This window comes from Aliivibrio wodanis (genome assembly GCF_052920805.1).
The window spans coordinates 2099070-2122316 of sequence record NZ_JBREXA010000002.1; the positions used below are offsets into that span (position 1 = coordinate 2099070).

The following is a 23247-nucleotide window of genomic DNA, read 5'->3' on the forward strand; positions in this document are numbered from 1 at the left end:
GGGAGGGAACAGTATTATAGATCGCTTTACCTACAACGATCACCCCTGAACCCTTTAAGCGCAGCGCCTGAAACCTGTATTTCAAGCTCTTACCCCTCCAACAACCCTAACAGCTGCTGTGGGTCTAACGTCTTACTGCTCGAACTTGCCGACAACACTTGATCAGCCAGATCACGCTTATCATGATGCAAAGCGATGATCTTCTCTTCAATGGTATTATTAGTCACTAAACGATAAACCGTTACAGGCTTTTGTTGACCCATTCTATAGGCACGGTCACTGGCTTGATCTTCCACCGCAGGGTTCCACCAAGGATCAATGTGAATCACCGTATCAGCTTCCGTCAAGTTCAACCCTGTACCGCCGGCTTTTAAACTGATCAAAAACACTGAATTAGTGCCATCTTTAAACGCATCAATTGCCGCCTGACGCTTTTTAGTACTCAATTTTCCATCAAGATAACTGAACGAAATATTCGACTCTGTTAACTGCGCTGAAAAGCGTTGCAAAACTCCAACAAATTGACTGAACACCAATACCTTATGATCACCATCTAATGCTTCTTCTATCAAACTCTGTGCTTCAGCTAACTTGGTGCTTGTTTCCTCTTTCATCGAATCAAAAACCAAACTCGGATCACAACAGATCTGACGCAATTTGGTTAGTGCCGCAAACACCTCAACCACACCACGGCTTGATTCACTCTTTAAATTAGCTAAAGACTCTTTTCTTACCGCTTCATAAGCCGTACGTTCTTTATTTGATAACTCAACATGATGAACCACTTCTGTTTTTGCAGGTAACTCTGTTAATACTTCCGCTTTGGTACGACGCATAATAAATGGGCTCACCAAGGCTTTTAATCTCAACATATCTTGCTGTTGCTTCGCAGCTTGTGAGTATTTAGAACGGAACGATTTAAGATCACCAAGCAAACCAGGGTTTAAGAAAGAAAACAGGCTCCACAACTCAACTAAATGGTTTTCAACAGGCGTTCCCGATAAAGCAAAACGGTGCGCAGCTTGTAATCCAAACACCACTTTTGAACGCTTCGCTTGTGGGTTTTTAATCTGCTGAGCTTCATCAAGCACCGCACAATTCCACTCAATATCATTTAATGCTTCAGCTAAACGCGTCACTAAACCATAACTAAGAACCACCACATCACTTGGGCCAGCCGCTTTAATTGCCGCTAAACGATCATCACACGCTTCTAAATCAATCATCACTAAATTAGGTGTAAAACGTTCTGCTTCTTGTTGCCAATTGGTCAATACCGATTTAGGGCACACCACCAAACTTGGGCCTTGCTCACGGTAATGACTCAATAAGGTTAACCCTTGTAGCGTCTTACCTAAACCCATGTCATCAGCAAGACAAGCACCAAAACCATGTTGTGATAAATGCGCCGCCCACAGCACACTCTCTGTTTGATAATCTCGTAATGGCAGTAACAAATCAGCATCTAACTCTGGTTTTACCCGCCATTCATTAACTAATTGATCCCACGCGTCATCACTGTTGGCCGACATCGACTCGACCAATTTTTGCAACGGATACGCCATGCGTTGATCAACCAAATGATCGTCATTAACCAAGCTATCCAATAAACTCAATTGGCGACGTAACTGCTCAGAAATTAATACCGTTAATGACGAATTATCAGAACTCACGAAACCAGTACGGTGATGCGCTAATAATTGACGAAGATCCATCTCTAAATCGCCATCAATATTGACTCGACCATCAACCTCAAACCAATTCTGCTTTTGATTGATCGACATTGAAAAATTATCAACCCCAATCACCTTTACTTGCTGACTGTCCGCTTTCCAATGCAAAGCCGCACTTAAATCACCATCAATTTGAGTAATAAACTCTAATGCTGATTCACCTTTAATTTGCCAAGTAAACTCTTTGCTTTTTTCTAAACCTAGCTCTTTAACTAACAATTTGGCTTGACGCTTTTCACTAGCAAGATCACGTTGATACCAAATGCCATTAAAACCACTTTCCCACTCAGCTCCTTTACCAGGAGGCCAACTCACGCTGTTATCTTGCGAACCATATTCAATGGCGACATCCAACGACAGTCCATTCCAAGCTAGCCACAGTTGAGGCTCAGTAACACATTCACCTCGTTTGACCGTCCCTTGCTGTTCATCAGTATCAAACCAATGTACGTTATCACCCAAAACAGAAATTAACTCTGCCGTTTGAGTAGCAGGAAAATGCGGATCACGATCTCTTAACTCTTCCAAAAACTCGGTTAACTGCTCAGGCGCATCAATAAAGCGAAACACACTGCCATCAGATTTATACAACCAAGGCTGAGCACAAGTACGCTCGGAATAATAAGGGTATACCTCAAATGCCAACTCTTCACCGACTGAGTGCCACACTAATAGAGGCGTATCTCGATAAAAAGAGACTTGTTCACCATTATGATCATAAAGATTATCAGCATCACACAAGGCATGAGCAACCGGCTTAGTCACTTTTGAGCCACCACCCCATATCATACCGTCATAAGAGGCAGCAGAAAGAATTGCCGTATCACTTGGGCTCAACAGCTCTTTATGTTTATAACCAAACTTATCTAAAGCGACTTTTCGTCCCTGACTCCAACCACGCTTATTCTTAACCTGTATTTTGGCATCAACCTTCATTGCTAACGGCTCAAGTTGCCAAATTAACCGTTCTTTACTTGCAACTTGAGTATTTAATACACCATCAATACGCGTTAGCCACTGCTGCCAAGGAGAAGCGACATGAATTAATGGGGTTTCTTGATCAACCAATCTTGCTAACGCATTCTTGGCTACCTGCGCCAACGCAAAGTTCTCAGTAGACTCAAGTAATGTAGTCACCACTTGATTCTTAGCCAATGTCATTAAGCCAATCCATACATCGGTATTATCACGTAAACGATAAGCTATAATCGACTCAATCAACATTCGCCCCCATGCGATTTGGCCTTGTTTATTTCCTAACGTTTGCTTAGTTACTAAAGAAGCCAACCAACGATCAGGATTTTCAAAGTGTTGAATTAATACCTCATCACTCGCAGTAATAAAGTCAATCGATTGTTGCCAATAGGTCGCAGACAAGGGCGGCATATGATGAAGCGCCATCGTTAAATTCTCTTTTACTTTAGGTAATAAAGAAGGGTCGAGAACACTAACTAAAGCCAAGTCACATAAATGAGTAAAAGAGAGCTTTGATGATTCTAAAGGACGAAATTGGTTTCGATGAGTAAGGTAAGCACTATCAAAGTGAGGTGAATCAAATAGGTGATTACTTTTTATCTTGTTCGCAAAGCACCATTTATCAAATGAAAAATTCACATCAAATTGATTGAGATGCCAATCACCGAGTACCTCTAAAGCCACTTCAAACTCATCTTTATTGGGGCGTTCCATCATCAAGCAATACCAGTTACTCATCATGATTTGAGCAAACATGGTTTCCCACATATAGCCATTTAAATGCCAGCTACTTGAGTCTGAACACAAACTCAAAGATTGTTCGGTTAATTCTGAAAATAAAGTCAGTAACTTGCTTGAAGTAACAAACCAATCATGCCCTAGTAAGAAAGCAAATAGACCAGCATAAGGAGCCTTATCGGTGCCTGCATTAGCCCTCATCAAACTGTCTATACTCTCACTATCAACATGAGCGACAGCAATCAACCCTTTAGCAAATCCTTGAGGTGTGAAAACTATTTTACTCCCCTCTTTCTGCAATAATTTCTGTTCAATTAACTCATCTAAAGCCTGAACAACTTCATTTTCATCCAATGGCGATAGCTGCACAGCGGTTTTTTTTACGTTAGCTAGTGTATTTGATTCACAGCTCAAAACAGAAAAGATCACCATATGTTCAAATGATGTTTGTTGTGCAAAAAGTATTGGGGGAAGCGACATGGGTAAACTCACAAAATAGCCTAAGACCTTGGGAGAATAGCAGAAGGAGTGGCGCAAAAGAAAAGTAATTGACTATTTGTTTACATAATGAAATGGATTTACGCTCCTTCTAATAAACAATCAATGATATAATTATCCGCTTGCTTGAAGGGTCTTCATTGATACCTTTCTCCTTTTATTTAACGCTAACGCTGTAATTTATTATGCTATTAGATTTAAATTTTGTATTCATTTCCTCTTTAGCGTATCTCTTTATCTTACGCAAAGCTGCCCGTAAAATTGGCTTAGTTGATAAACCTAATGAGCGAAAACGGCATATAGGTCAAATTCCACTTATTGGAGGAATTTCCACCTGCTTGATAATCGTTCAATACTTGTATAATAATCCAACTTTATTGCCCCATTCTGAACTTTATATTTTTTGTATTTGTGCTCTCACTTTCATCGGTGCTATTGATGATAAATATGATATCAGCTTTAAATTTAGATTCTTAATCCAGACAATTATATCTATCTTAATGATGTACTTTACTGATACAAATCTAGAATCATTAGGTAATATGTTTGGTTTTGGAAATGTTACATTAGGACATTCTGGCTATATTATTACTGTTTTTGCCGTCATTGGCGCTATTAATGCCTTTAATATGGTAGATGGAATGGATGGCTTACTTGGGGGATTATCTAGTGTTACCTTTGGGAGTTTAGGTTTTATACTGGCATCTCATGGAGAGCAGTCATTAGCTTATTTTTGTCTTATCCTTTGTATCGCAACACTACCGTATATTTTATTTAACCTGGGGGCTTTTGGAAAAAAAAGAAAAGTGTTCATGGGGGATGCTGGCAGCATGTTAATCGGTTTTACCGTGATCTGGTTATTATTGTTATCAAGCCAAAATAACAGTCAACCACCATTACGTCCAGTAACTGCACTGTGGTTAATTGCAATCCCTTTAATGGATATGACGGCAGTAATGATTCGCCGTATAAAACAAAGAAAATCGCCTTTTAAACCTGATAAAGAACATTTACACCATATTTGCCAGCACCTAGGATTAAGCTCTTCAGCTTCATTATTTCTAATTTGTACTAGTGCTTTATTATGCGCAACGTTTGGTATTTGGGCTGAGTCTGTTGAAATATCAGAAAGCATAATGTTCTATTCATTCATCTTATTATTTGGTATTTACTATCTTTGTTTAGCTTATATTTGGCGACTAACTAGTTATATTAAGAAACTTATCGCTAAATTTTAAACACAAAAAAGCTCGCTGATATAGCGAGCTTTTTTTGGTTCATAGTAATCTAAGTAGTGGTTTATTTAGATCTCACCACAACCCCATTCAGGAAAATGTTTACGAACATATGCATTCAATTCTTTTTCAGCAGAAGAATAAGTTCGAGAAACTAGATCCGAAGACGCTTCGCTTCGAAGAGCAGAAACCATGCCTGCACCAACAGTAACATTCGTGTGACGGTCAATAACAACAAACGCCCCTGTTTGAGGAAGGTTTTGGTATTCATCAATCGCTACTTTATCAGTTAAACTAATTGCAGCTAATGCGATTTCATTTAGCTCTAAAGAATCATACTTCTCGATGTGCTGCTCAAGTGTATTCACATCAATTTTATGTTCAAGTTGTGAAATTTTGCCCGCGCAAGATTTAGTTGCAAACTTAAAAGTATATTCTTTCTGTGTACGTAATGGGTTTTCATCCATCCACACAATATGAGCATCAAACTCACTCGTTGTCGATGGTTCATGGCCTTTATGCACTAGCATATCACCGCGAGAAACATCAATTTCATCTTCAAGGGTAATAGTAATTGCTTGCCCTGGTTGAGCGGAATCCAACTCACCATCAAAAGTATAAATAGATTTCACTGTTGATGATTTACCAGAAGGAATGGCTGTCACTTCGTCGCCGACTTGAACAAGACCTGAGGCTAATGTACCGCAGAAACCACGGAAATCTAGATTTGGACGATTCACATATTGAACAGGGAAACGCATGTGCTCAAGATTTTTATCTTGATCAACTTTTACCGTTTCAAGCAGTTTCATTAGTGTTGCACCTGGATACCAATCCATCGCTTCACTTGGGTTCACTACGTTATCACCATTCAAGGCTGAAATAGGTACAAAACGAATATCATCAATATTAAAGCTTTTCGCCATTTCACGGTAATCAGCTTTAATCTGTTGATACACTTCTTGGCTATATTCCATTAAATCCATCTTGTTGATCGCAACAATAATGTGCTTAATACCTAGCAAAGAACAAATATAACTATGACGACGAGTTTGCGTTTGAATACCACGACGAGCATCAACCATTACAATCGCTAAATCACACGTTGATGCACCAGTAACCATGTTACGAGTGTATTGCTCGTGCCCTGGAGTATCTGCAATAATAAACTTGCGCTTATCTGTAGAGAAATAGCGGTAAGCCACATCAATGGTAATGCCTTGCTCACGTTCAGATTGCAGACCATCTACTAGCAGAGCTAAATCAAAGTCACCATCTGTTGTATTAAACTTTTGAGAATCTTTCTCGATAGCCGCCATTTGATCTTCATAAATTAATTTTGAATCAAATAACAGACGACCAATTAGTGTTGATTTACCATCATCCACGTTACCGCACGTTAAGAAACGCAGTAGATCTTTATTTTCATGTACTTTTAAATACGCTTCGATATCCGTAGCGATGAGTTCTGAAGAGTGAGACATTGTTCCTCCGGAATAGAATCGAGAGGCGAGAATCGAGAGACGAGGTGTCATTCGATTCAGCCATAACGTTCCATTAAACTTTTATTAGATAGGTTAAAGTCTTACTTAACCTATCAATTAATATTTCGAATTAGAGCACCAAGAATTTTAGATATTTCTTCGCACTCATCTTTTAATTTGTAAGAAAGCTCTGGCGGTATATAACCAATTCTTTCTCCGATAATAATTTGAGTTTTTAGATCCCGGATAACTCGTTCCTCGTTTCCGGGATGACGACAACTACCATCGCCATAGCGCAAGTGTCACATTAGAACGTAATCCGTCATTCCGGAAGTGAGGGACGAACTATCCGGAATCTGCTTTTAGATCTCGTAATAAAGGTCAGATAGATTAGGGTTAAAATCCAAAATCAACTTATCCTTCCAATCTCGCTTCCACTTTTTCAGCTTTTTCTCTCGTAGAATAGCATTTTCTAATAAATCAAATACTTCATAGTAAACAAGGTCATGAACATGATATTTGCTTGTAAATCCTGGAGTAACACCATTTTTATGCTGCCAAACCCTTTGTTTCAACTGAGTTGTGACTCCAACATAAAGCACCTGTTTATTTTTTGACATCAGAATATAAACATAAGATTCTTTCATACTTATACTCCTTTAGATCCCGGATAACTCGTTCCTCGTTTCCGGGATGACGACAACGACCATCGCCATAGCGCGAGTGTCACATTAGAACGTAATCCGTCATTCCGGAAGTGAGGGACGAACTATCCGGAATCTGCTTTTGCTCTCTCTCGTTTCCGGGATGACGACAACGACCATCGCTATAGCACAAGTGTCACATTAGAACGTAATCCGTCATTCCGGAAGTGAGGGACGAACTATCCAGAATCTGCTTTTGCTCTCTCTCGTTTCCGGGATGACGACAACTACCATCGCCATAGCGCAAGTGTCACATTAGAACGTAATCCGTCATTCCGGAAGTGAGGGACGAACTATCCGGAATCTGCTTTTGCTCTCTCTCGTTTCCGGGATGACGACAACGACCATCGCTATAGCACAAGTGTCATATTAGAACGTAATCCGTCATTCCGGAAGTGAGGGACGAACTATCCGGAATCTGCTTTTGCTCTTCCCTCGCATCTCGAAGGACGAAGTCCACTCTCGCTTCTCGCCCCCTGCTCTTAAATATATTCTTTTGTTATTAATGCGCTAACAATTTGCTCAGCACACTCTTCAATTGATTTGTTCGCTGTTTGTACATGGATCTCAGCGTTGATTGGCGCTTGATATTCTGAATCAATACCGGTGAAATGCTTGATCTCACCTGCGCGAGCTTTTTTGTATAAGCCTTTTGGATCACGTTGCTCACACACTTCTAAAGGCGTATCAATAAACACCTCTAAAAATTGGTCTTCACTGAGTAATTCACGTACCTGAGTTCGATCAGCAATAAACGGAGAAATAAACGCCGTTAACACAATCGCACCAGAATCAACAAACAGCTTAGCTACTTCACCAATACGACGAATGTTTTCAACACGGTCTTTATCACTAAAGCCCAAGTCTTTATTTAATCCATGACGAACATTATCGCCATCAAGTAAATAGCTGTGCTTACCTAGGCTTAACAATTTACTTTCAACCGCATTAGCCACTGTTGATTTACCTGAGCCACTAAGCCCGGTGAACCAAAGTACCACTGGCTTTTGGTTTTTCTGTTTAGCGCGATCTGCATGGGTAACCGTAGAGTTATGCCACACCACATCATCGCTAACTGAATCGTTTTGTTTTACTTCATATGGAGTCATATTGAGAACCGAGATTTGAGATCGCTTCGCTGCGAGAAGCTAGTGTCAAACCTCATTAATCCTTAATTAATTGATATCATTCAAAAAACAAAGCTCTTTGCTTTTCCTCGCCTCTCGCAGGACGAAGTCCGTCCCCGCTTCTCGCCTCTGCTCTTAAAAATACCCTTCGCGCTTTTTCTTCTCCATCGAGCCAGAAGAATCATGATCGATTGCTCGGCCTTGGCGCTCAGATGTCGTAGTAAGTAGCATTTCTTGAATAATTTCTGGAAGCGTTGTCGCTTCAGATTCAACCGCACCCGTTAATGGGTAACAGCCAAGAGTACGGAAACGTACCATCTTCTCCTCAGCAACTTCGCCTTCTTTCAGCTCCATACGCTCATCATCAACCATGATTAACATACCGTCACGCTCAACAACTGGGCGAGGTTTTGATAGGTATAACTCAGGAATTTCAATGCTTTCTAGGTAGATATACTGCCAAATATCAAGCTCAGTCCAGTTAGAAAGAGGGAATACACGAATACTCTCGCCCTTATTCACTTTACCGTTATAGATGTTCCATAACTCAGGACGTTGATTTTTCGGGTCCCAACGGTGGTGTTCATCACGGAAAGAGTAAACACGCTCTTTAGCACGAGATTTCTCTTCATCACGACGTGCGCCACCAAAAGCCGCATCAAAACCGTTCATATCCAATGCTTGTTTTAAGCCTTGAGTTTTCATGATATCAGTGTGCTTAGATGAACCGTGAACAAACGGGTTAATACCCATTTCAACACCTTCAGGGTTTTTATGAACAATCAGCTTCATACCCACTTTTTCCGCCATGTAATCACGGAACTGGATCATCTCTTTAAATTTCCACGTAGTATCAACGTGCATAAGAGGGAAGGGAGGAATGCCAGGTGCAAACGCTTTTTTTGCTAAATGCAGCATAACCGAAGAATCTTTACCAACAGAGTAAAGCATTACCGGGTTATCAAACTCTGCAGCAACTTCACGAATGATATGAATCGACTCCGCCTCTAGCTGCTTTAAATGTGTCATACGTGATGGTGAAATGTTCATTCACTGTCCCTAATCATTAAAAATTGAATTGAAAAAATTATAACCCAAACACCCATAAAATAGCACTGATAGCAGCTACTCCATAAACCAAACTTAGAGGAAACCCTATTTTCATAAAGTCTCTAATACTATATTGCCCCGCATTAAAGACCATTAGGTTTGTCTGGTAACCATAAGGGCTAACAAAACTGGCACTAGCACCAAATGCCACCGCCATAATAAACGCCATTGGATTTGCATCTAAACTTAGCGAGACTCCATATGCGATTGGAAACAGTAACGCAGCTGCCGCATTATTAGTGACTAGCTCTGTTAACCACCACGTTAATACATAAATAATAATTAACGCTGCTAAAGGAGACAATGAACTAGAGTAATGGCGTATTACCTCATCAAGCATCGATAATAAACCGCTATTACTTAAAGCTTGGGAAAGACATAAGGCCGAAGCAATCACCACCCAAATGTTCACTGGTAAACGGCGTATAATTTCAGATGGGGATAAACATGAACTAACCAAAAAAACACCAAGCAATAAAAACATCGCTTTAAATAATGAAACCACACCAAATGCAGCTAATGCGATCGCCCCAAAAAAACCACCTACCGCTAGCCATTCTTTGGCACCACTAAGCATGCTATCAGGTTCAACACCACTTACGACGATAAAGTTCTTACTCACATTTTTACGAGTTTTAAAATCCTTACCAACGGCTAGTACCAAGTAATCACCCGCCTGAATAATAACATCGCCTAGCTTACCAGAAACCGGCTCACCATCTCGCTTAATAGCCACTACCGCGGCATCAAACAAAGCACGAAATCCGGCATGCTTTAAACTCTTTCCCAATAGAATACTTTCAGGACGAACGACCACTTCCGTCAAATTGGCTAGTGGTAAGCCATTCTCATGCGCAAATAAAGATAAGCCATCGAATTGATTAAGTTGCATCACTTTAGTGACATCACCACTAAATACTAAACGATCACCTTCTTGAATTATCTCACTAGGAGCTACCGGGCTCAGCAGCCTCTCTTGTCGAATCACCTCAACTAAAAATAGAGACTCTAAATGCCTTAGTCCATTATCTTCAATGCTTCTACCAATTAATGAAGACCCTGATTTAACTTTCGAATCTATTAAATAATTTTCTACATCTTCACTAATAACATTATGTTCAGGTAAAAATCGACTCAATAACAGCAAGACAATACCACATGATAAAACAACACAGCTTCCCACTAAGGTAAAGTCAAAAAATCGCAGCGAGGGAAGGCCAGCATCAATAACTAAACTATTTACAATTAAGTTAGTAGAGGTTCCTACCAGAGTTAATGTACCACCCAAAATAGCAGCATAAGAAAGAGGAAGTAATAATTTACTTGCAGCGTGATAAGGGTTATTACGAATTGGCGCTAACATAGTAGAAACAACAGCAGTATTATTTAGCAGGGCTGAGGCTATCGTCGTTAACCCGAATAACCGAATCCAGGTCGTGTAATAATTGGGTTTGATAACAGCTTTAGCAATCAACCTGAGAATGCGAGTTTTTTCTAATGCTAATGAGCACACCATTAATAAAATAAGCGTCAATAGCCCTCGATTAGAAAAACTGCCAATGAGCTGCTCCGTTGTTACTGATTCGGAGATATAAAGAACCAACAATGTCGCTCCAAAAATACGCTCAGGGTAATTTTGAAATTTAATAAGGCCCGCAATAGTAACAATAAAGACACATAAAACAAAAATAGACATTATTACAACTCTTGATAAACCGTCAGTGCTTCTTCTAAATCACCATAAAAGGTCAATTCACCTTGATGTAAAATAATCGCGCTATCACAAAACTCTCTGATTTCATCCATATCATGGCTTACCATGATCACATTGGCTGTTTTACTTTTATTCAGTAAGGCTTGCTTTGCTTTGCGTTTAAATTTTTGGTCACCAACCGAAGTCGCTTCATCTATTAAATAAACGTCAAAATCAATCGCAATACAGCAACCAAATGCTAAGCGAGATCTCATACCACTAGAATACGTCTGAACAGGTAGATCATATTTAAGTGCTAGCTCAGCAAATCCCCTCACCTTTCTTTCATATTCATCTAAATCAACTACACCATTTACTCGTCCAATAAAACGAGTATTCTCTCGACCAGTCATTTTACTATGAATCCCAGTAGCAAGAGCAACAGGCCAAGAAATAGATTTATCGGTAATCACTTTTCCTTTATTAGGGTATTCGCTACCAGCAAGAATGCGAAATAAAGTAGATTTACCTGCACCATTTGAGCCCAAAATAGCAATATTTCGCCCTTCAGGTAAGGTCATGGAGATATCTTTAAAAATATACTGATTACCCAATTCAGAAGGGTAATACTTTGTTAAATTACGTAATTCAATCATCTCTTAATCACAATAGTTTTAATTGCTGACGGGTTCCTGATACATAAATCACTAAAGAGTTAAGATCATCGATTGCAGATACATCTGAAGAAAAAGCGACATGGGATAATCTAGGTAATAACAAATCAAGCTCTGTCTTTGCCGATTCCTTTGCTGTTAACTTCTCGATTACCACACCATTTACCTCTAACTCTAGCTCTACAGGAGTTTCTGATTTAGAAAAATAAGCGATTCCTGATAAGACCGAATCATCTAGGGAATAATAGCCATGAACCCACTCATATTTACGATGGGAAAAAACCTCATACCGAACAGTAAACAGCAGCTTTGCTTTCCGGTACAAGTTAACATCATCCATATTCTTACTTAGAACAAGATCAAGCAAATCTTTATCTAGATCTTGTGATGCTACTGTTTTGCTATTGTTTACATTGCTACTTGAATTACACAAATTTAAGTTAAAGTGATGATTAATCATATCAAGAGATTCAGAATACCTTTCTTGAATTCCAACACATCCTAGCAACTCAATAGGAACACCAGAAAGGTACTTAGATTGAACATTACAAAAACGACTCTCGCCAATAAAATGCTTCAACCCTTTGTTGTAATTTGAATGCGTAACAAAATGATTATAATGAGAGAGAACTTGCTCAACGGGATCTCTTAAGAAAGTACATACTGCAAGAGGCGAATAAATTGAACTGTACTTCCTAAACGATACATGACCAGCTAACCAGCTATTTTCTACTTTTAATTCTTGAAAGAAACTGTACTTATCTTTTTTGTCATAAATAACTCGTTTTACCATTTCTGACTGTGTTTTAGGATAATCAGTAAATACGTTGACTTCATTCTCTAGACTTTTTCTAAAGCTAGTGCCTGCAGTTTTTGGTATATGAACAAAAAAACCTCCAGCAGATTTACGACTCTTCTTCGCAATTATTTTTTTAAAAAAATCAAACACACGGACACCTACTGTTTATTTAGTCAACGGTTATTTTTATACAACAAACCACGTAATACACTAGTTCCTTTAGTTAACTGCTTAGAAAATTGACTTACTTTCTGCTCTGTTAAACCTTCCATTTCCATTGTCGGTTCACTCTCCCAATTTAAGCGAACAGGAATATAGCCTTGCTGCTTAAACTCTAGTTCAACCTTTTCCAAGAAAATGTTCGGAATACAGGAATCCAATACAAATGATTGATGCTTTGCTAAATCAACCCAACATGCCACTAATTCAGCCTCTAGTTGGGATTCTAATAGACGCTGAGTTAAACGATAAATACGGTTAGGCTGAAAATCCTCTTTTATTACAGCATCAGACTGTTCACTTATCGCTACTCTTCCTTCAAAAATGTCTTTATACGTTTTATCGCCCGAAATAATAGGCAGTTCAGACGCAGAAAAACAAGAAGAAGCTAATGTAGATTTCCCTGTTCCTGGTGATCCCGTTAACAAGAAAACATAGTTTTTTTTCACTTGAATATGATAAACACAAGAGGAATCACACCCTGCAGCTAACTTTCTACCATGGCTATTAATGACCTTTTTTGCAAAATCATTCAATAAACTAAATACCCTTGCCTGCCTATCTTTCACACCAAACAACCAACGACTATTCTTAGGAAAATCAACACATAACAAGGACGATGGAGAGAGCTTCAACAAAGACAGATGTAACAAATTAGAATAAATCGCATTTAACTCATCACTATATAGCATGATGATGATATCAAACTGAGAGCCTTCACTCTTCCAATGTTCTAAAAATGATTTCAAATCATTATCAAACTTAAGTCCATCGAAAAGCACAACACTTAGTGCATCATCAAAGTAATAGAATTTCTCATAAATAGAGAGGTCATTACCAATAATCGCAAGACGTTTTCCTGATACATTGGCAATACGTAACGATTTAATGCGCTCAGCTATATCATGCTTACTTCTCATGCTTACTTCTCATGCTTACTTCTCATGCTTACCAGACTGTGCTTGCATTCTAATAGGATTAACTAAAGTTAACGCAAGTTCATTGGTTGGATTAAGTTCAATTGCTTTATTAATCAACTTCTCTGCCATCTCACTCTCACCAGATTCAAGCATAAAATCAGCCATTGCAGCATAAATCATAACCTGATTAACACTTGTTCCCATATTCAGACGTTTTCTAAGGTGATTAAATGCAGACATATCAGGAGTTGAAACAGTGGGTTCAGAATAATTTCTTTTCGTTTTCTTTAATAAAAAATAATCTCTTTTTCTTAATTTATCCTGCTCAAACAAACCAAAGAACGCCTGCTCACCTACATAAATAAATGGGTTTAAGCTTATAATTTGAGCTAATTTTGAAAAAAACACAGGATCATGCTGCTTTATTTTATTGGCAATTTTTTCAAGATCATCCAACAAGCACACTGGCAATGCCTTCACTTTCATGTCACTTTCAAGCTTAGACAACCAAACATTCACTTCATTTAGCCATAAACCCTGATTGTTCTAATGAATACTTTGCTTGTATAGAGGAAAGCTTAAGCTTCATTTTAGCAATATGATGACTATATGATGTATAAGACAAAAGTGAATAATCTCTTTCTCTTCCCTCTAGCTCTTGCAGGATAGAATCTAACTTCATTTCAATTTTTTCAATCGGAAAGAAATTACATAGCCGTTTAAACTCTAGCGCAGCAAACGAATAAGATTCATTTATTCTGGTGCTTTTCTGAAAATTCACTCGTAGAGATAAGTCAGGTTTCACAAAGTTTAAGAAATCAGAAACTAAATCGTTAGATCCAGAAAGTGATACGTCATAAGGTCGAATAAAAATCCGATCACTCTCTACATTTAACATTAATCTATCCATTAAATTTAAAATTGGATAATTAATGTGAGATCGAATTTTATAGGCATCACTGCACTGATGTCGTTTTACCTTCTGAATATAAGACGACTGGTGCAGTTCAATTGGGTCTCGAAAATAAAGGAGAATATTACTATTATCCAGTAACTTAAGTAGCTCTGGGATATGCTCAACAAAATACTCAGAAGATAATAATAGACAATCACAACCGCTAAGCTGAAACTCAGACAGCAACACATTAAGCTTACTCTCATCTATAATGTATTTTTGTTCTTCATTTCTTTTTGCTATTAAACCAATGTGCCCATTACTTACTTTATTTTTATCTAAAGCATGTTCTGGATAAAAAACACCATTTTTCTGTAATATTTCACGATGGCTAACACACCAATACTGTATTGCCGACGTTCCCGTTTTACCTGGACCTGCATGAATAATTATTTTTTTCATTTATCTTTTTCATTACCTAAAGGTAAAGTCTTCCCTATCCAAGGTGAGCCACTCACTATAACAAGGATCATGAAGTAAACTGTCTCCCCATGAGGTCTTCATAAAGTTAACCTCACTTGTGAATCTAGCTTGTTTCTCGGGGGTATCTTCAGCTCCTCTGCTAATTGATTCATGGTGAACCATTTCAACATAAGGAGACCAAACGTTATAATAGCCTTTCGCTTGCACCTTTAAACAGAAATCCACATCATTAAATGCAATAGTTAGACTCTCTTCGTTTAAGCCACCTACCTCTAAAAAGACAGATTTACGAACAGCCAAACATGCCGCAGTAACAGCAGATAGATTTTGAACGACTTTCAATCGTTTGAAATAACCGGGGCTATTTTTAGGGAAATACTTATGAGAATGTCCAGCAACGCCACCAAGCCCAATAATTACACCACCATGCTGTATTTTACCATTAGGGTAGTAAAGCTTCGAACCGACACAGCCCACTTCATCCCTAGAGACTAATGACACCATTTCAGATAGCCAATTTTCAGAGATTACTTCTATGTCATTATTCATCAATACTACGATCGAACCACGCGCTTCAGAAACCGCATAATTATTAATCGCAGAGTAATTAAAAGCATGGGGAAAAGAAAGCAGACGAATCTTCCCCTGAGACTCAAGTAGAGAAAAATAATCGATACTTTCTTTCTCATCTGACTGATTATCAACTAATAATACTTCAAATTCAGCATAGTTATTTTTTTCATAAACAGATTGAATACACTGCTCAACCAACGCCTTGCCATTCTTAGTTGGCATAATAATAGAAACCAGTGGGTTACTGTCAGGTAAAGGCCAATTTACTTTATAAGTATTAGGTAATAGCCCTAGCTCAACATTTGCTCCAGATGAAGAAACATGATCTTGTAGCGCTCTTAATCCTGCATTTTCAGAGTATGATTTTTCAGATTCAGCAAACGCTGTTGAGCCTCTTAACGCTCTCCAGTGATATAGAACATAAGGAACATGAATAATATCGCTCGCTTGGCATAATTTTACACAACGCAAAAGCAGATCGTAATCTTGGCTACCTTCATAACCTTCTCTAAAACCTCCCACTTTCATGACTAAGTCACGCTGATACAAACCCAAATGCGATACATAATTCATTGAATACAATAAATCAGGATTCCATTTAGGCTTAAAGTGAGGAGATACTCGCTGTCCTTTATGATTAAACTTATCTTCATCACTATAAAGAACTTGAGCTGTTGGTGTTTTAGTTATCGCAGCTGACATCGCTTTTAATGCATGAATATGAAGCTCATCATCATGATCTAATAAAGCTATATAATCGCCTGTAGCCACAGACAAACCGGAGTTCGAAGCCGCTGAAATATGACCATTAGTTTCACGCTCAACGACAGCAATTCGCTCATCACTTTTCAACTCAGACAAATAAGCAGAAAGAGACTCATTGTGAGATGCGTCATCTACAATAACCAATTGCCAATTAAGATGACTTTGGTTACAAACAGATTGAATCATTTTTTTAAACAGAGAAAGATCAGGGTTATACGTAGGAACAATCAACGAAATACTAATGTCATTGTTACCTTCAACCTTATCTAACATAACTTGTTGATGCGCTACAATCTCATCATAGCTACCATCTAAAGGCATGTTAATAACATACTTTCGATATAATCTAGCTAACCAATCTATGCTTCTTAGTGTTTCACGTAGTCGTAATGGCAATAATCTAATCATAATATTTAACAATTACTTACTGTTTCGTTTGTTATTTAGCTTGTTATATTCGTCATTGATCCAAGGACCAGTAGGATGCACTTTCTTTGCTAACGATATATAAATAAAAGCTTCATCTTCATCATAAAAAAAAGTATCGTTATAAAAATGCCTTAAGTCTTGCAATGTATATCTTTTTGACTCAATAATATCCATACGATACGATTTAAATAGCACTCTAATTTCATCTATTTCAACACCAAAAAAAATAGATCGTAAAATATTATAATTACCATGAATGCTATTTTTTAGTGCCTTGATTGAATCACTATAACGCTGGGTAACAAACGCCTTCGCCTCTTCTATCTCTACAGAATAATCACAACTCTGCTGAAATTTTAAAAAAGAGTTTTGATAAGTCACAAAGTTAACTTCATTTAACTCTACTGTCTGAACAAAATCATTACCAAATGTTTTTATACCTTTTCGGTTTTGCTTAAACGGATGATCATCCTCAGGGTTACCCTTAAGAAGTAAAGAAACATACTCAAAATGAGATCGAATTGAGCGATGTAAAATAAAGTAATCTTTAATCTTTTCAATATCTGTTTGCACTGCTTGTTTCATTCCCTCTTTTCGAGAGGCAATAGAGCCATCCGCCAATAATATAGCAGGCGTTGCTTCAGCAAAAATTGGTAAATGAATATCAATATGCTTTACCACAGAGTTTAAAGGCACTAGTGTTTTTACTAAATTAGATTGCACACCAGATAATGTCTGCGATAACGTTTGAAAAGGCTCTATTGCTGGTGATTCATTTAACCACTCAAAGGCGATTGGGTTATCACAGCCAATCTCATTAATACAGTCAGCAATTTTCTTATTAAAGTCTTTCGAAATCCAAAATTCATCGATATCAATAAACAGTAAATGCGTGAACTCCCCACGCTCTTTTTCTTCAGTAAATGCCTTAGCATAAGTGATATATTGCATAGCAGATCGCACAGAAGTCGAACACGTATCAATCCAATCAGCATTTTTAACTGAGACTTGAGGGTAAGCTTTGCTAATTTTATCGAGCACTTCAACAGAATTATCCGTTGTACGATTAACATACACATCAATGGAATTCACCCCCACAAATAAATGGTGGTGAACCCATTCTGAAAAATAAGCCGCTTCATCTTTAGCTATTGCAACTATTTTTACTTTATTCATATTAGTTTATTTTTTATCTCTTCAGCTAACGCATTCACTTTTAAATAACACTCTTCATTTAAAAACCACATAGTATTAGGAATAGTGATATTTTTAACTATTGTGCTCTTTTCATAGTTAAAAATATTATCTAAAAAGTGATGTGTCATTTGAGCATCTGCACGGTGATCTATAAAATAATTACCTACAGAAATTGATGTCATTTGGCTTTTTCATATGTTCTTTTAAAAAGGAGCCATGAGAGGCCATTAGTCCCTCATAATTTCTGAGAATACACTCTCTTACCGCACTACCAAAAATGCCATATTTTTTCTCACAAATACTATTTAATACGCGAATAAGCTCAACATCTTCAGATGATAACGAGACATTACTGGCCTTTGACCTTTCAGGTTCTGGCAGTAAATTAGCAGGCAAACCAACTAGGCTTAACATATCAGCAATTAAACTCTTATTTTTTGCAGATGCGTCATAATCCAATACTTGAATATTATTCTTACCAAACACATCAGAGAACATTTTTACTTTAAGATCAGCGCTAAGCATTTGGCTCTGCCCAGGCTTTGCAAGATGATCATAGTAGTATTCGTAAAAAGTTTGACTACCACCATGTTTAATAATTTCTTGCCAAATCGAATACATTTTCAAGCTAGCACGACGCCATGAATAAATAATAACAATATTCATGGCAGACAAAGTATCTCTTAGGTACTCAAAATCTGGCTTATTTAAAGAAATGAAATCTTCGCTTGAGATAAAGAAGTCATGCTTTGATTGATGAAAAAAATCAATATCTTGCTGATTTAACGTTCTTTTTTCTAAACGATCACGAAATTTATGATGCCCAAAAATTGCCATGTAGTTTCTAGGGTAAATCACCCCATTTTTAGCAAGAGTATCGCTATGATCTAAAAAGTGTTTTTGTAGTAATGTCGTCCCTGTTTTATGAGGGCCTACATGTAAATATATCGTTTTTTTCATCACTTATTCCCCCAAGAACGGATAACGACCAAAGTTACTGACCAAAGGCCCCCATTTTATGATCTCTTTCTCATTTAATGCATTCTCACCAACAAATGGGTTATCCCATCCAGCAGCTTGCCATTTATCAAGAGGATTCAAAATATGAAGATTTGCCAGACCAAAGTCACCAGGAATTTGAGCATCTGCGACCGCATTATCACCTACATGCACAAAAGAGGTTTTATTATTGTCACTCAGTTGCTTACTAATAAATGCCCACATGGTGCCACTGTCTTTACGTAAACCCAGCTCAGAAGAGACGTAAAGTTTATAGCCATTAGTCACACCCGCTTTTCTCAGCATAAGAACTATCTGCGCTTCGGTATAGTAGGTATCTGAAATAATATAAATCTCTTTACCCGCTAAAAATAAGCTGTTCAAGATATCAACCATTTCATCTTTACTTTCGATCATATCAAGATCGTAAGCAAACTCCATATCTGCATATTGTTTAGCTTGCTCTTCAGACCATGACAGTGACGATGCTAATTGTTGATAAGCTTCATAAATAGTGACATCACCTTGAAATTGCTTTGCCTTACGAACTTCAAATTCAGACGTATTACGTAACTTCACAAGCTCATGAGCATTATTCACTAGCCCCTGACTGACTAAGTATTGACCTAGCTTTAATTTGGCATAATCAGGCACATGATGACTTCGGCGAACCAAGGTATCAAACACATCAAAAGAAACCGTTTCAAAAGGTCGCAGTTTATTGGTTAGTCGCTCTTGAGAGTTCACATAATTTGAGAACATGAAATCTTGTTGATAAGTAAATTTACCTAAAGATGGATAATAGAACAGTTGTTTATAGCCATTTTTTTCTGCTAATAGCCCGATACAACGCTCTAAAGCATGTAGTTCAGAACCATCATTTGGTAGTGGTTCTTCAGGGAAATCTTCATATTGATACTCTTTATCAAGCAACTGAGTTAAGGCTGCCGGTCTAGCCCAAAACATACCGCCCACAGGATAAGCAAGGAACTCAGTATTAATGTCTAAGCCCCACTCTTTAGCTAAAGCACTTGAAAATGATTTATTCTTCAGCCAATGATTCACCCAATCAGGCATCATCCAAAATGACGTTGGGTAATAGATACCACACTCAGGATCTTCAACAAACTGGTTCAACATTCGAGTAATAACTTGATTATCTTTAAGCAAATATTCGCCTAAATAATTAGCCCATTGTTTTTGCTCCGTACCCGAATACAGCGATTTTTTAGAGTGTAAATGACAGAATAAATCATACTCTTGTAAGTCTTGAGCAAACTCAACCAACATAGGACCAAAGTTACGCCCTCGGTTTGGTACTACCGCTGTTTTGATGTTTTTAACATTTTTAACCGTACCAAAACGCTCTACTGCGGTATCCACAAATTCTGGTTTACTTAGGCTAATATAAACATCTACATTGGTTGGAAAGTGGTTCAAACAATGTACGTAATAATCGATAAAGTCTTCATAAAAAACGTGTAAACATACTGCAATTTTTAATTCTTTAATCTCAGACACTGTTGTAGATGGCAATAACTTATCTTTAGGCTCAAATTTAGGCATAAAGCTTTCATTGTGCCTTCCTTCATATTGCCCTGTCGTTAGATAATGAGTTAAAGGGCTACCACCAGAATGATATACATCCATATTACTTTTATGATATGTCTCAGTACAAAATGCAGGAGAAGGGTTGGCGGTCGAGAATGTACTTTTATATAGATAATCAGCAAAGGCCGCTTCTTCTGTCAGAAACGTCGCTTGTTGATGCTCACAATACCATTCAAAATTAAATAAACCATGTTGCTTAGCCATATTAAGGATATGGTGCTGCTCTGAAGTTAATACTGCATTAGTAACTTCCTGAGTGCTTATTTTATTGACTATTTTTTTAACTATTTTTGCTAACATCATCAAAATTCTACTTTTTTGTATGTTCTTTATTACCCAAGGGTGATTTTTTTTAATCGTCTCTTGAAATCTCATTACTTTAGACCAAAGAATGCCAACGGCTCTACCGTGCCATAACTTGAGATATCATCATCAATAGAGAAAAGTGGCCAGCTCGATTTAGGTAACATGCCATTTTTAGTCACAAATGACGTATATAAGAGCTCAACTTCTTCTTTTGTAAATGTAATATCATTTTCTGCATGACAACGAAGTGTCTCTAATGCGCCTTCACAAATCTGCTCAAGTAAATGGAAATTATGTTGGGTTGCTACTTTTCGACCATAGTAATAATCAAACTCTCTATCTGGCAATAAACTAGGTCGAATATCCTGAAACTGCCCTACAGGTGCTGTTAGTAAGGATTCCCAGAACATAGAGCGATCAAGAGGAAGATATCCTTCTGTCAGCTTCACCCCTTCTTTCAAATAACCAATCATTTCCATTGAATGACCATTACATATTGATGAACCAGGGTTAGATGCGATCAAATAATGACCTACCGTGTTTTTATTAAACAACATTGTAATCAATTTTTGAATTGTACCGCTATAGCCAAGATCAACCATATGAATAGTCTCTTGCTCAAAAAAACCAATGCCCGTTAAATAGGTAAAATAAGTTGAGCGAGTTTCTTCAGTCACTTGAGTTAACTTCTCTAGGCGACTTTCTAAATAAAGGCTTACCATACTTATGTCTGTTGGTAGCTCTACTGTTTGCTTTTGTTCTTCTTCAGTAAATACTTCATTAATGCTTAAATTACTTAGCATAAAACGCGCACGCATAAGATCATAAAGCGTACCTTTAAACTCACCTTTTAATGAAATAGGGTAAGATTCAGGATTAGAAAGCCCAACCTTAAAAAGAAAAGCACGAGAAACTAAAAGATATTGACTGTTATCTACCTCTTCTTTTGCGGCACTGTAAGTTTGATAAGCCTGTTGTAACCAATAGCCTTCACGGGCTAAGAAAAAGACTTTATTACCTTTAGGTACACTTTGAGAAACTTGCTGAGAAAGAAAAGATAAGCTTGGAGAAAGGAGCGTCGAACCAAGGTGATGCAATGAAGTTGTTGTCATAATTAGTTGCTCTTTATGAGAAATTTTAAGCATTTACGTATTGATATCTCGTTAATATGGCAATATGTAAATGCTCATCGTTATAAATTTAAAAAGCAGACCGATAAGGTCTGCTTAAAAACAGGCATCAATTATACATGAAATAGAAAATTGACTCATTAGGTTTATATGATAAGGGAGGGTGTGTAGTGGTAAATAAGTAACGGACTACCCATTTAGTTTATTTAAATCCACTCCATATTCTTTAATATGAGTAAGTAAAGATGAAGAGTTGATAGTATCTATATTAATAAGATCAAAATAATAAGGTAGTGTGGACTCCTCATTAAGTAAATAAGATAACTCATTAATAATAGCGTAGCTTACCGCAGAACCAGAGATGGCAAGATCAACATCGGATCCTACTTTATGTGTCCCTTTTGCTCTAGAACCAAACAGTATTACTTTGTCTATTGCTGTAAAACGTTGGGTGAACTGTACTATCTCAATAATATTAGCCTTCGATAGTCCGGTTTTTTCTATACTCATGTTTTACTCAATTTTTTGTTAAAATCGATATACAAAGATTTTAATATCGGATAATAACGTTGTTTAATGTTGTTCTCTACTTTCTCTGCGGTTTCTTCATCATAAGTATGAGTTGTCAAATTACGATCTTTAAGTGCCTCTAACCAAATATCTGCATTTTCAATAAAACCATACTGAAAAGCTGTTTTTATCGCATCTCGAGGGCTCTTTACAGTAAAACCCTCTTCTTCTAAAAAGTCTTTTAATACCTTCCAAGATTGCTCAAACGCCACCTCAAAAAACTGAATCATACCTGCCCGTTCAATCACACTTGGATGATCAAGTTCAGTCCCCTTCTCTAACAATAAAAAAGAACGGCTGAAATTTTGAAAGCGTTGCTCCCAACGTAATTCATAAGACGTCATAAATACCTACCAATTAAAATTAGGGTTAAAGATTTT

21 protein-coding genes are annotated in these 23247 nt (G+C 37.5%); 1 reads left to right on the plus strand and 20 read right to left on the minus strand.

The genetic code is table 11. From position 1 onward, the window contains the following. Positions 1–89 precede the first annotated feature (89 nt). Complete coding sequence (locus tag ACU5DF_RS17615; protein ID WP_446713686.1) at positions 90–3926, minus strand: DEAD/DEAH box helicase; 3837 nt, start codon at positions 3924–3926, stop codon at positions 90–92. Between the two features lie 203 nt (positions 3927–4129). Between ACU5DF_RS17615 and wecA the strand changes: the two genes are divergently transcribed. Next, positions 4130–5182 carry a UDP-N-acetylglucosamine--undecaprenyl-phosphate N-acetylglucosaminephosphotransferase gene (wecA, locus tag ACU5DF_RS17620; RefSeq protein WP_446713687.1) on the plus strand — a complete coding sequence of 351 codons (1053 nt, stop codon included), beginning with the start codon at positions 4130–4132 and terminating at the stop codon, positions 5180–5182. 65 nt (positions 5183–5247) lie between these two features. Here wecA and cysN read toward each other — a convergent pair whose 3' ends face one another. The 19 genes from cysN to ACU5DF_RS17715 all read right to left on the minus strand — a co-directional run bounded on the left by cysN (position 5248) and on the right by ACU5DF_RS17715 (position 23211). Beyond that, on the minus strand, positions 5248–6663 hold the full coding sequence (gene cysN / locus ACU5DF_RS17625; RefSeq protein WP_446713688.1) for a sulfate adenylyltransferase subunit CysN: 1416 nt from the start codon (positions 6661–6663) through the stop codon (positions 5248–5250). A 113-nt stretch (positions 6664–6776) separates the two neighbouring features. Next, a complete protein-coding gene (locus ACU5DF_RS17630; RefSeq protein WP_446713689.1) occupies positions 6777–6962 on the minus strand; it encodes a four helix bundle protein in 186 nt (61 codons plus the stop codon). A gap of 63 nt (positions 6963–7025) precedes the next feature. After that, positions 7026–7310, minus strand: a complete 285-nt coding sequence (locus ACU5DF_RS17635) for a GIY-YIG nuclease family protein (protein ID WP_446713690.1) — start codon at positions 7308–7310, stop codon at positions 7026–7028. Between the two features lie 539 nt (positions 7311–7849). Further along, entirely contained in the window at positions 7850–8476 is a 627-nt protein-coding gene (gene cysC, locus ACU5DF_RS17640; RefSeq protein ID WP_446713691.1) for an adenylyl-sulfate kinase, read from the minus strand. A gap of 153 nt (positions 8477–8629) precedes the next feature. Further along, complete coding sequence (gene cysD / locus ACU5DF_RS17645; RefSeq protein ID WP_446713692.1) at positions 8630–9544, minus strand: sulfate adenylyltransferase subunit CysD; 915 nt, start codon at positions 9542–9544, stop codon at positions 8630–8632. 37 nt (positions 9545–9581) lie between these two features. Continuing rightward, entirely contained in the window at positions 9582–11300 is a 1719-nt protein-coding gene (locus ACU5DF_RS17650) for an SLC13 family permease (protein ID WP_446713693.1), read from the minus strand. A 2-nt stretch (positions 11301–11302) separates the two neighbouring features. Continuing rightward, complete coding sequence (locus tag ACU5DF_RS17655) at positions 11303–11953, minus strand: ABC transporter ATP-binding protein (RefSeq protein ID WP_446713694.1); 651 nt, start codon at positions 11951–11953, stop codon at positions 11303–11305. 7 nt (positions 11954–11960) lie between these two features. Further along, a complete protein-coding gene (locus tag ACU5DF_RS17660; protein WP_446713695.1) occupies positions 11961–12920 on the minus strand; it encodes an ADP-ribosyltransferase family protein in 960 nt (319 codons plus the stop codon). A 23-nt stretch (positions 12921–12943) separates the two neighbouring features. Then, a complete protein-coding gene (locus ACU5DF_RS17665; protein WP_446713696.1) occupies positions 12944–13909 on the minus strand; it encodes a P-loop nucleotide/nucleoside kinase family protein in 966 nt (321 codons plus the stop codon). Between the two features lie 15 nt (positions 13910–13924). Continuing rightward, positions 13925–14416 carry a tetratricopeptide repeat protein gene (locus ACU5DF_RS17670; protein WP_446713697.1) on the minus strand — a complete coding sequence of 164 codons (492 nt, stop codon included), beginning with the start codon at positions 14414–14416 and terminating at the stop codon, positions 13925–13927. Positions 14417–14429: 13 nt separating this feature from the next. After that, positions 14430–15266: a hypothetical protein gene (locus tag ACU5DF_RS17675; protein WP_446713698.1), complete on the minus strand. Its 837-nt coding sequence runs from the start codon at positions 15264–15266 to the stop codon at positions 14430–14432. 12 nt (positions 15267–15278) lie between these two features. Beyond that, a complete protein-coding gene (locus ACU5DF_RS17680) occupies positions 15279–17033 on the minus strand; it encodes a glycosyltransferase family 2 protein (protein WP_446713699.1) in 1755 nt (584 codons plus the stop codon). A gap of 12 nt (positions 17034–17045) precedes the next feature. Further along, positions 17046–18230 (minus strand): glycosyltransferase family 92 protein, encoded by a 1185-nt coding sequence (locus ACU5DF_RS17685; RefSeq protein ID WP_446713700.1) that lies wholly within the window; start codon positions 18228–18230, stop codon positions 17046–17048. Continuing rightward, complete coding sequence (locus ACU5DF_RS17690) at positions 18227–18433, minus strand: hypothetical protein (RefSeq protein ID WP_446713701.1); 207 nt, start codon at positions 18431–18433, stop codon at positions 18227–18229. Before ACU5DF_RS17690 ends, ACU5DF_RS17685 begins: the two co-directional genes overlap by 4 nt. Then, complete coding sequence (locus ACU5DF_RS17695; protein ID WP_446713702.1) at positions 18411–19211, minus strand: hypothetical protein; 801 nt, start codon at positions 19209–19211, stop codon at positions 18411–18413. The genes ACU5DF_RS17690 and ACU5DF_RS17695 overlap by 23 nt, the downstream gene beginning before the upstream one ends. A 3-nt stretch (positions 19212–19214) precedes the next feature. Beyond that, positions 19215–21164, minus strand: coding sequence for a rhamnan synthesis F family protein (locus tag ACU5DF_RS17700; RefSeq protein WP_446713703.1), 1950 nt, complete (start codon positions 21162–21164; stop codon positions 19215–19217). A gap of 71 nt (positions 21165–21235) precedes the next feature. After that, a complete protein-coding gene (locus tag ACU5DF_RS17705; protein WP_446713704.1) occupies positions 21236–22279 on the minus strand; it encodes a hypothetical protein in 1044 nt (347 codons plus the stop codon). Between the two features lie 207 nt (positions 22280–22486). After that, the gene (locus tag ACU5DF_RS17710) at positions 22487–22807 is read right to left on the minus strand and encodes a nucleotidyltransferase domain-containing protein (RefSeq protein WP_446713705.1); all 321 of its coding nucleotides are present in this window, start codon (positions 22805–22807) and stop codon (positions 22487–22489) included. Then, the gene (locus tag ACU5DF_RS17715; protein WP_446713706.1) at positions 22804–23211 is read right to left on the minus strand and encodes a nucleotidyltransferase substrate binding protein; all 408 of its coding nucleotides are present in this window, start codon (positions 23209–23211) and stop codon (positions 22804–22806) included. Before ACU5DF_RS17715 ends, ACU5DF_RS17710 begins: the two co-directional genes overlap by 4 nt. Between the last annotated feature and the right edge of the window lie 36 nt (positions 23212–23247).

Coding starts and splice junctions, on each gene's coding strand:
- ACU5DF_RS17710 (WP_446713705.1), bottom strand. CDS start 22,807: ATGAGTATAGAAAAAACCGGACTATCGAAGGCTAATATTATTGAGATA.
- ACU5DF_RS17615 (WP_446713686.1), bottom strand. CDS start 3,926: ATGTCGCTTCCCCCAATACTTTTTGCACAACAAACATCATTTGAACAT.
- cysN (WP_446713688.1), bottom strand. CDS start 6,663: ATGTCTCACTCTTCAGAACTCATCGCTACGGATATCGAAGCGTATTTA.
- wecA (WP_446713687.1), top strand. CDS start 4,130: ATGCTATTAGATTTAAATTTTGTATTCATTTCCTCTTTAGCGTATCTC.
- ACU5DF_RS17650 (WP_446713693.1), bottom strand. CDS start 11,300: ATGTCTATTTTTGTTTTATGTGTCTTTATTGTTACTATTGCGGGCCTT.
- ACU5DF_RS17675 (WP_446713698.1), bottom strand. CDS start 15,266: ATGAAAAAAATAATTATTCATGCAGGTCCAGGTAAAACGGGAACGTCG.
- ACU5DF_RS17635 (WP_446713690.1), bottom strand. CDS start 7,310: ATGAAAGAATCTTATGTTTATATTCTGATGTCAAAAAATAAACAGGTG.
- ACU5DF_RS17655 (WP_446713694.1), bottom strand. CDS start 11,953: ATGATTGAATTACGTAATTTAACAAAGTATTACCCTTCTGAATTGGGT.
- ACU5DF_RS17715 (WP_446713706.1), bottom strand. CDS start 23,211: ATGACGTCTTATGAATTACGTTGGGAGCAACGCTTTCAAAATTTCAGC.
- ACU5DF_RS17685 (WP_446713700.1), bottom strand. CDS start 18,230: ATGAATAAAGTAAAAATAGTTGCAATAGCTAAAGATGAAGCGGCTTAT.
- ACU5DF_RS17690 (WP_446713701.1), bottom strand. CDS start 18,433: ATGACATCAATTTCTGTAGGTAATTATTTTATAGATCACCGTGCAGAT.
- cysD (WP_446713692.1), bottom strand. CDS start 9,544: ATGAACATTTCACCATCACGTATGACACATTTAAAGCAGCTAGAGGCG.
- cysC (WP_446713691.1), bottom strand. CDS start 8,476: ATGACTCCATATGAAGTAAAACAAAACGATTCAGTTAGCGATGATGTG.
- ACU5DF_RS17665 (WP_446713696.1), bottom strand. CDS start 13,909: ATGAGAAGTAAGCATGATATAGCTGAGCGCATTAAATCGTTACGTATT.
- ACU5DF_RS17680 (WP_446713699.1), bottom strand. CDS start 17,033: ATGATTAGATTATTGCCATTACGACTACGTGAAACACTAAGAAGCATA.
- ACU5DF_RS17700 (WP_446713703.1), bottom strand. CDS start 21,164: ATGATGTTAGCAAAAATAGTTAAAAAAATAGTCAATAAAATAAGCACT.
- ACU5DF_RS17705 (WP_446713704.1), bottom strand. CDS start 22,279: ATGACAACAACTTCATTGCATCACCTTGGTTCGACGCTCCTTTCTCCA.
- ACU5DF_RS17695 (WP_446713702.1), bottom strand. CDS start 19,211: ATGAAAAAAACGATATATTTACATGTAGGCCCTCATAAAACAGGGACG.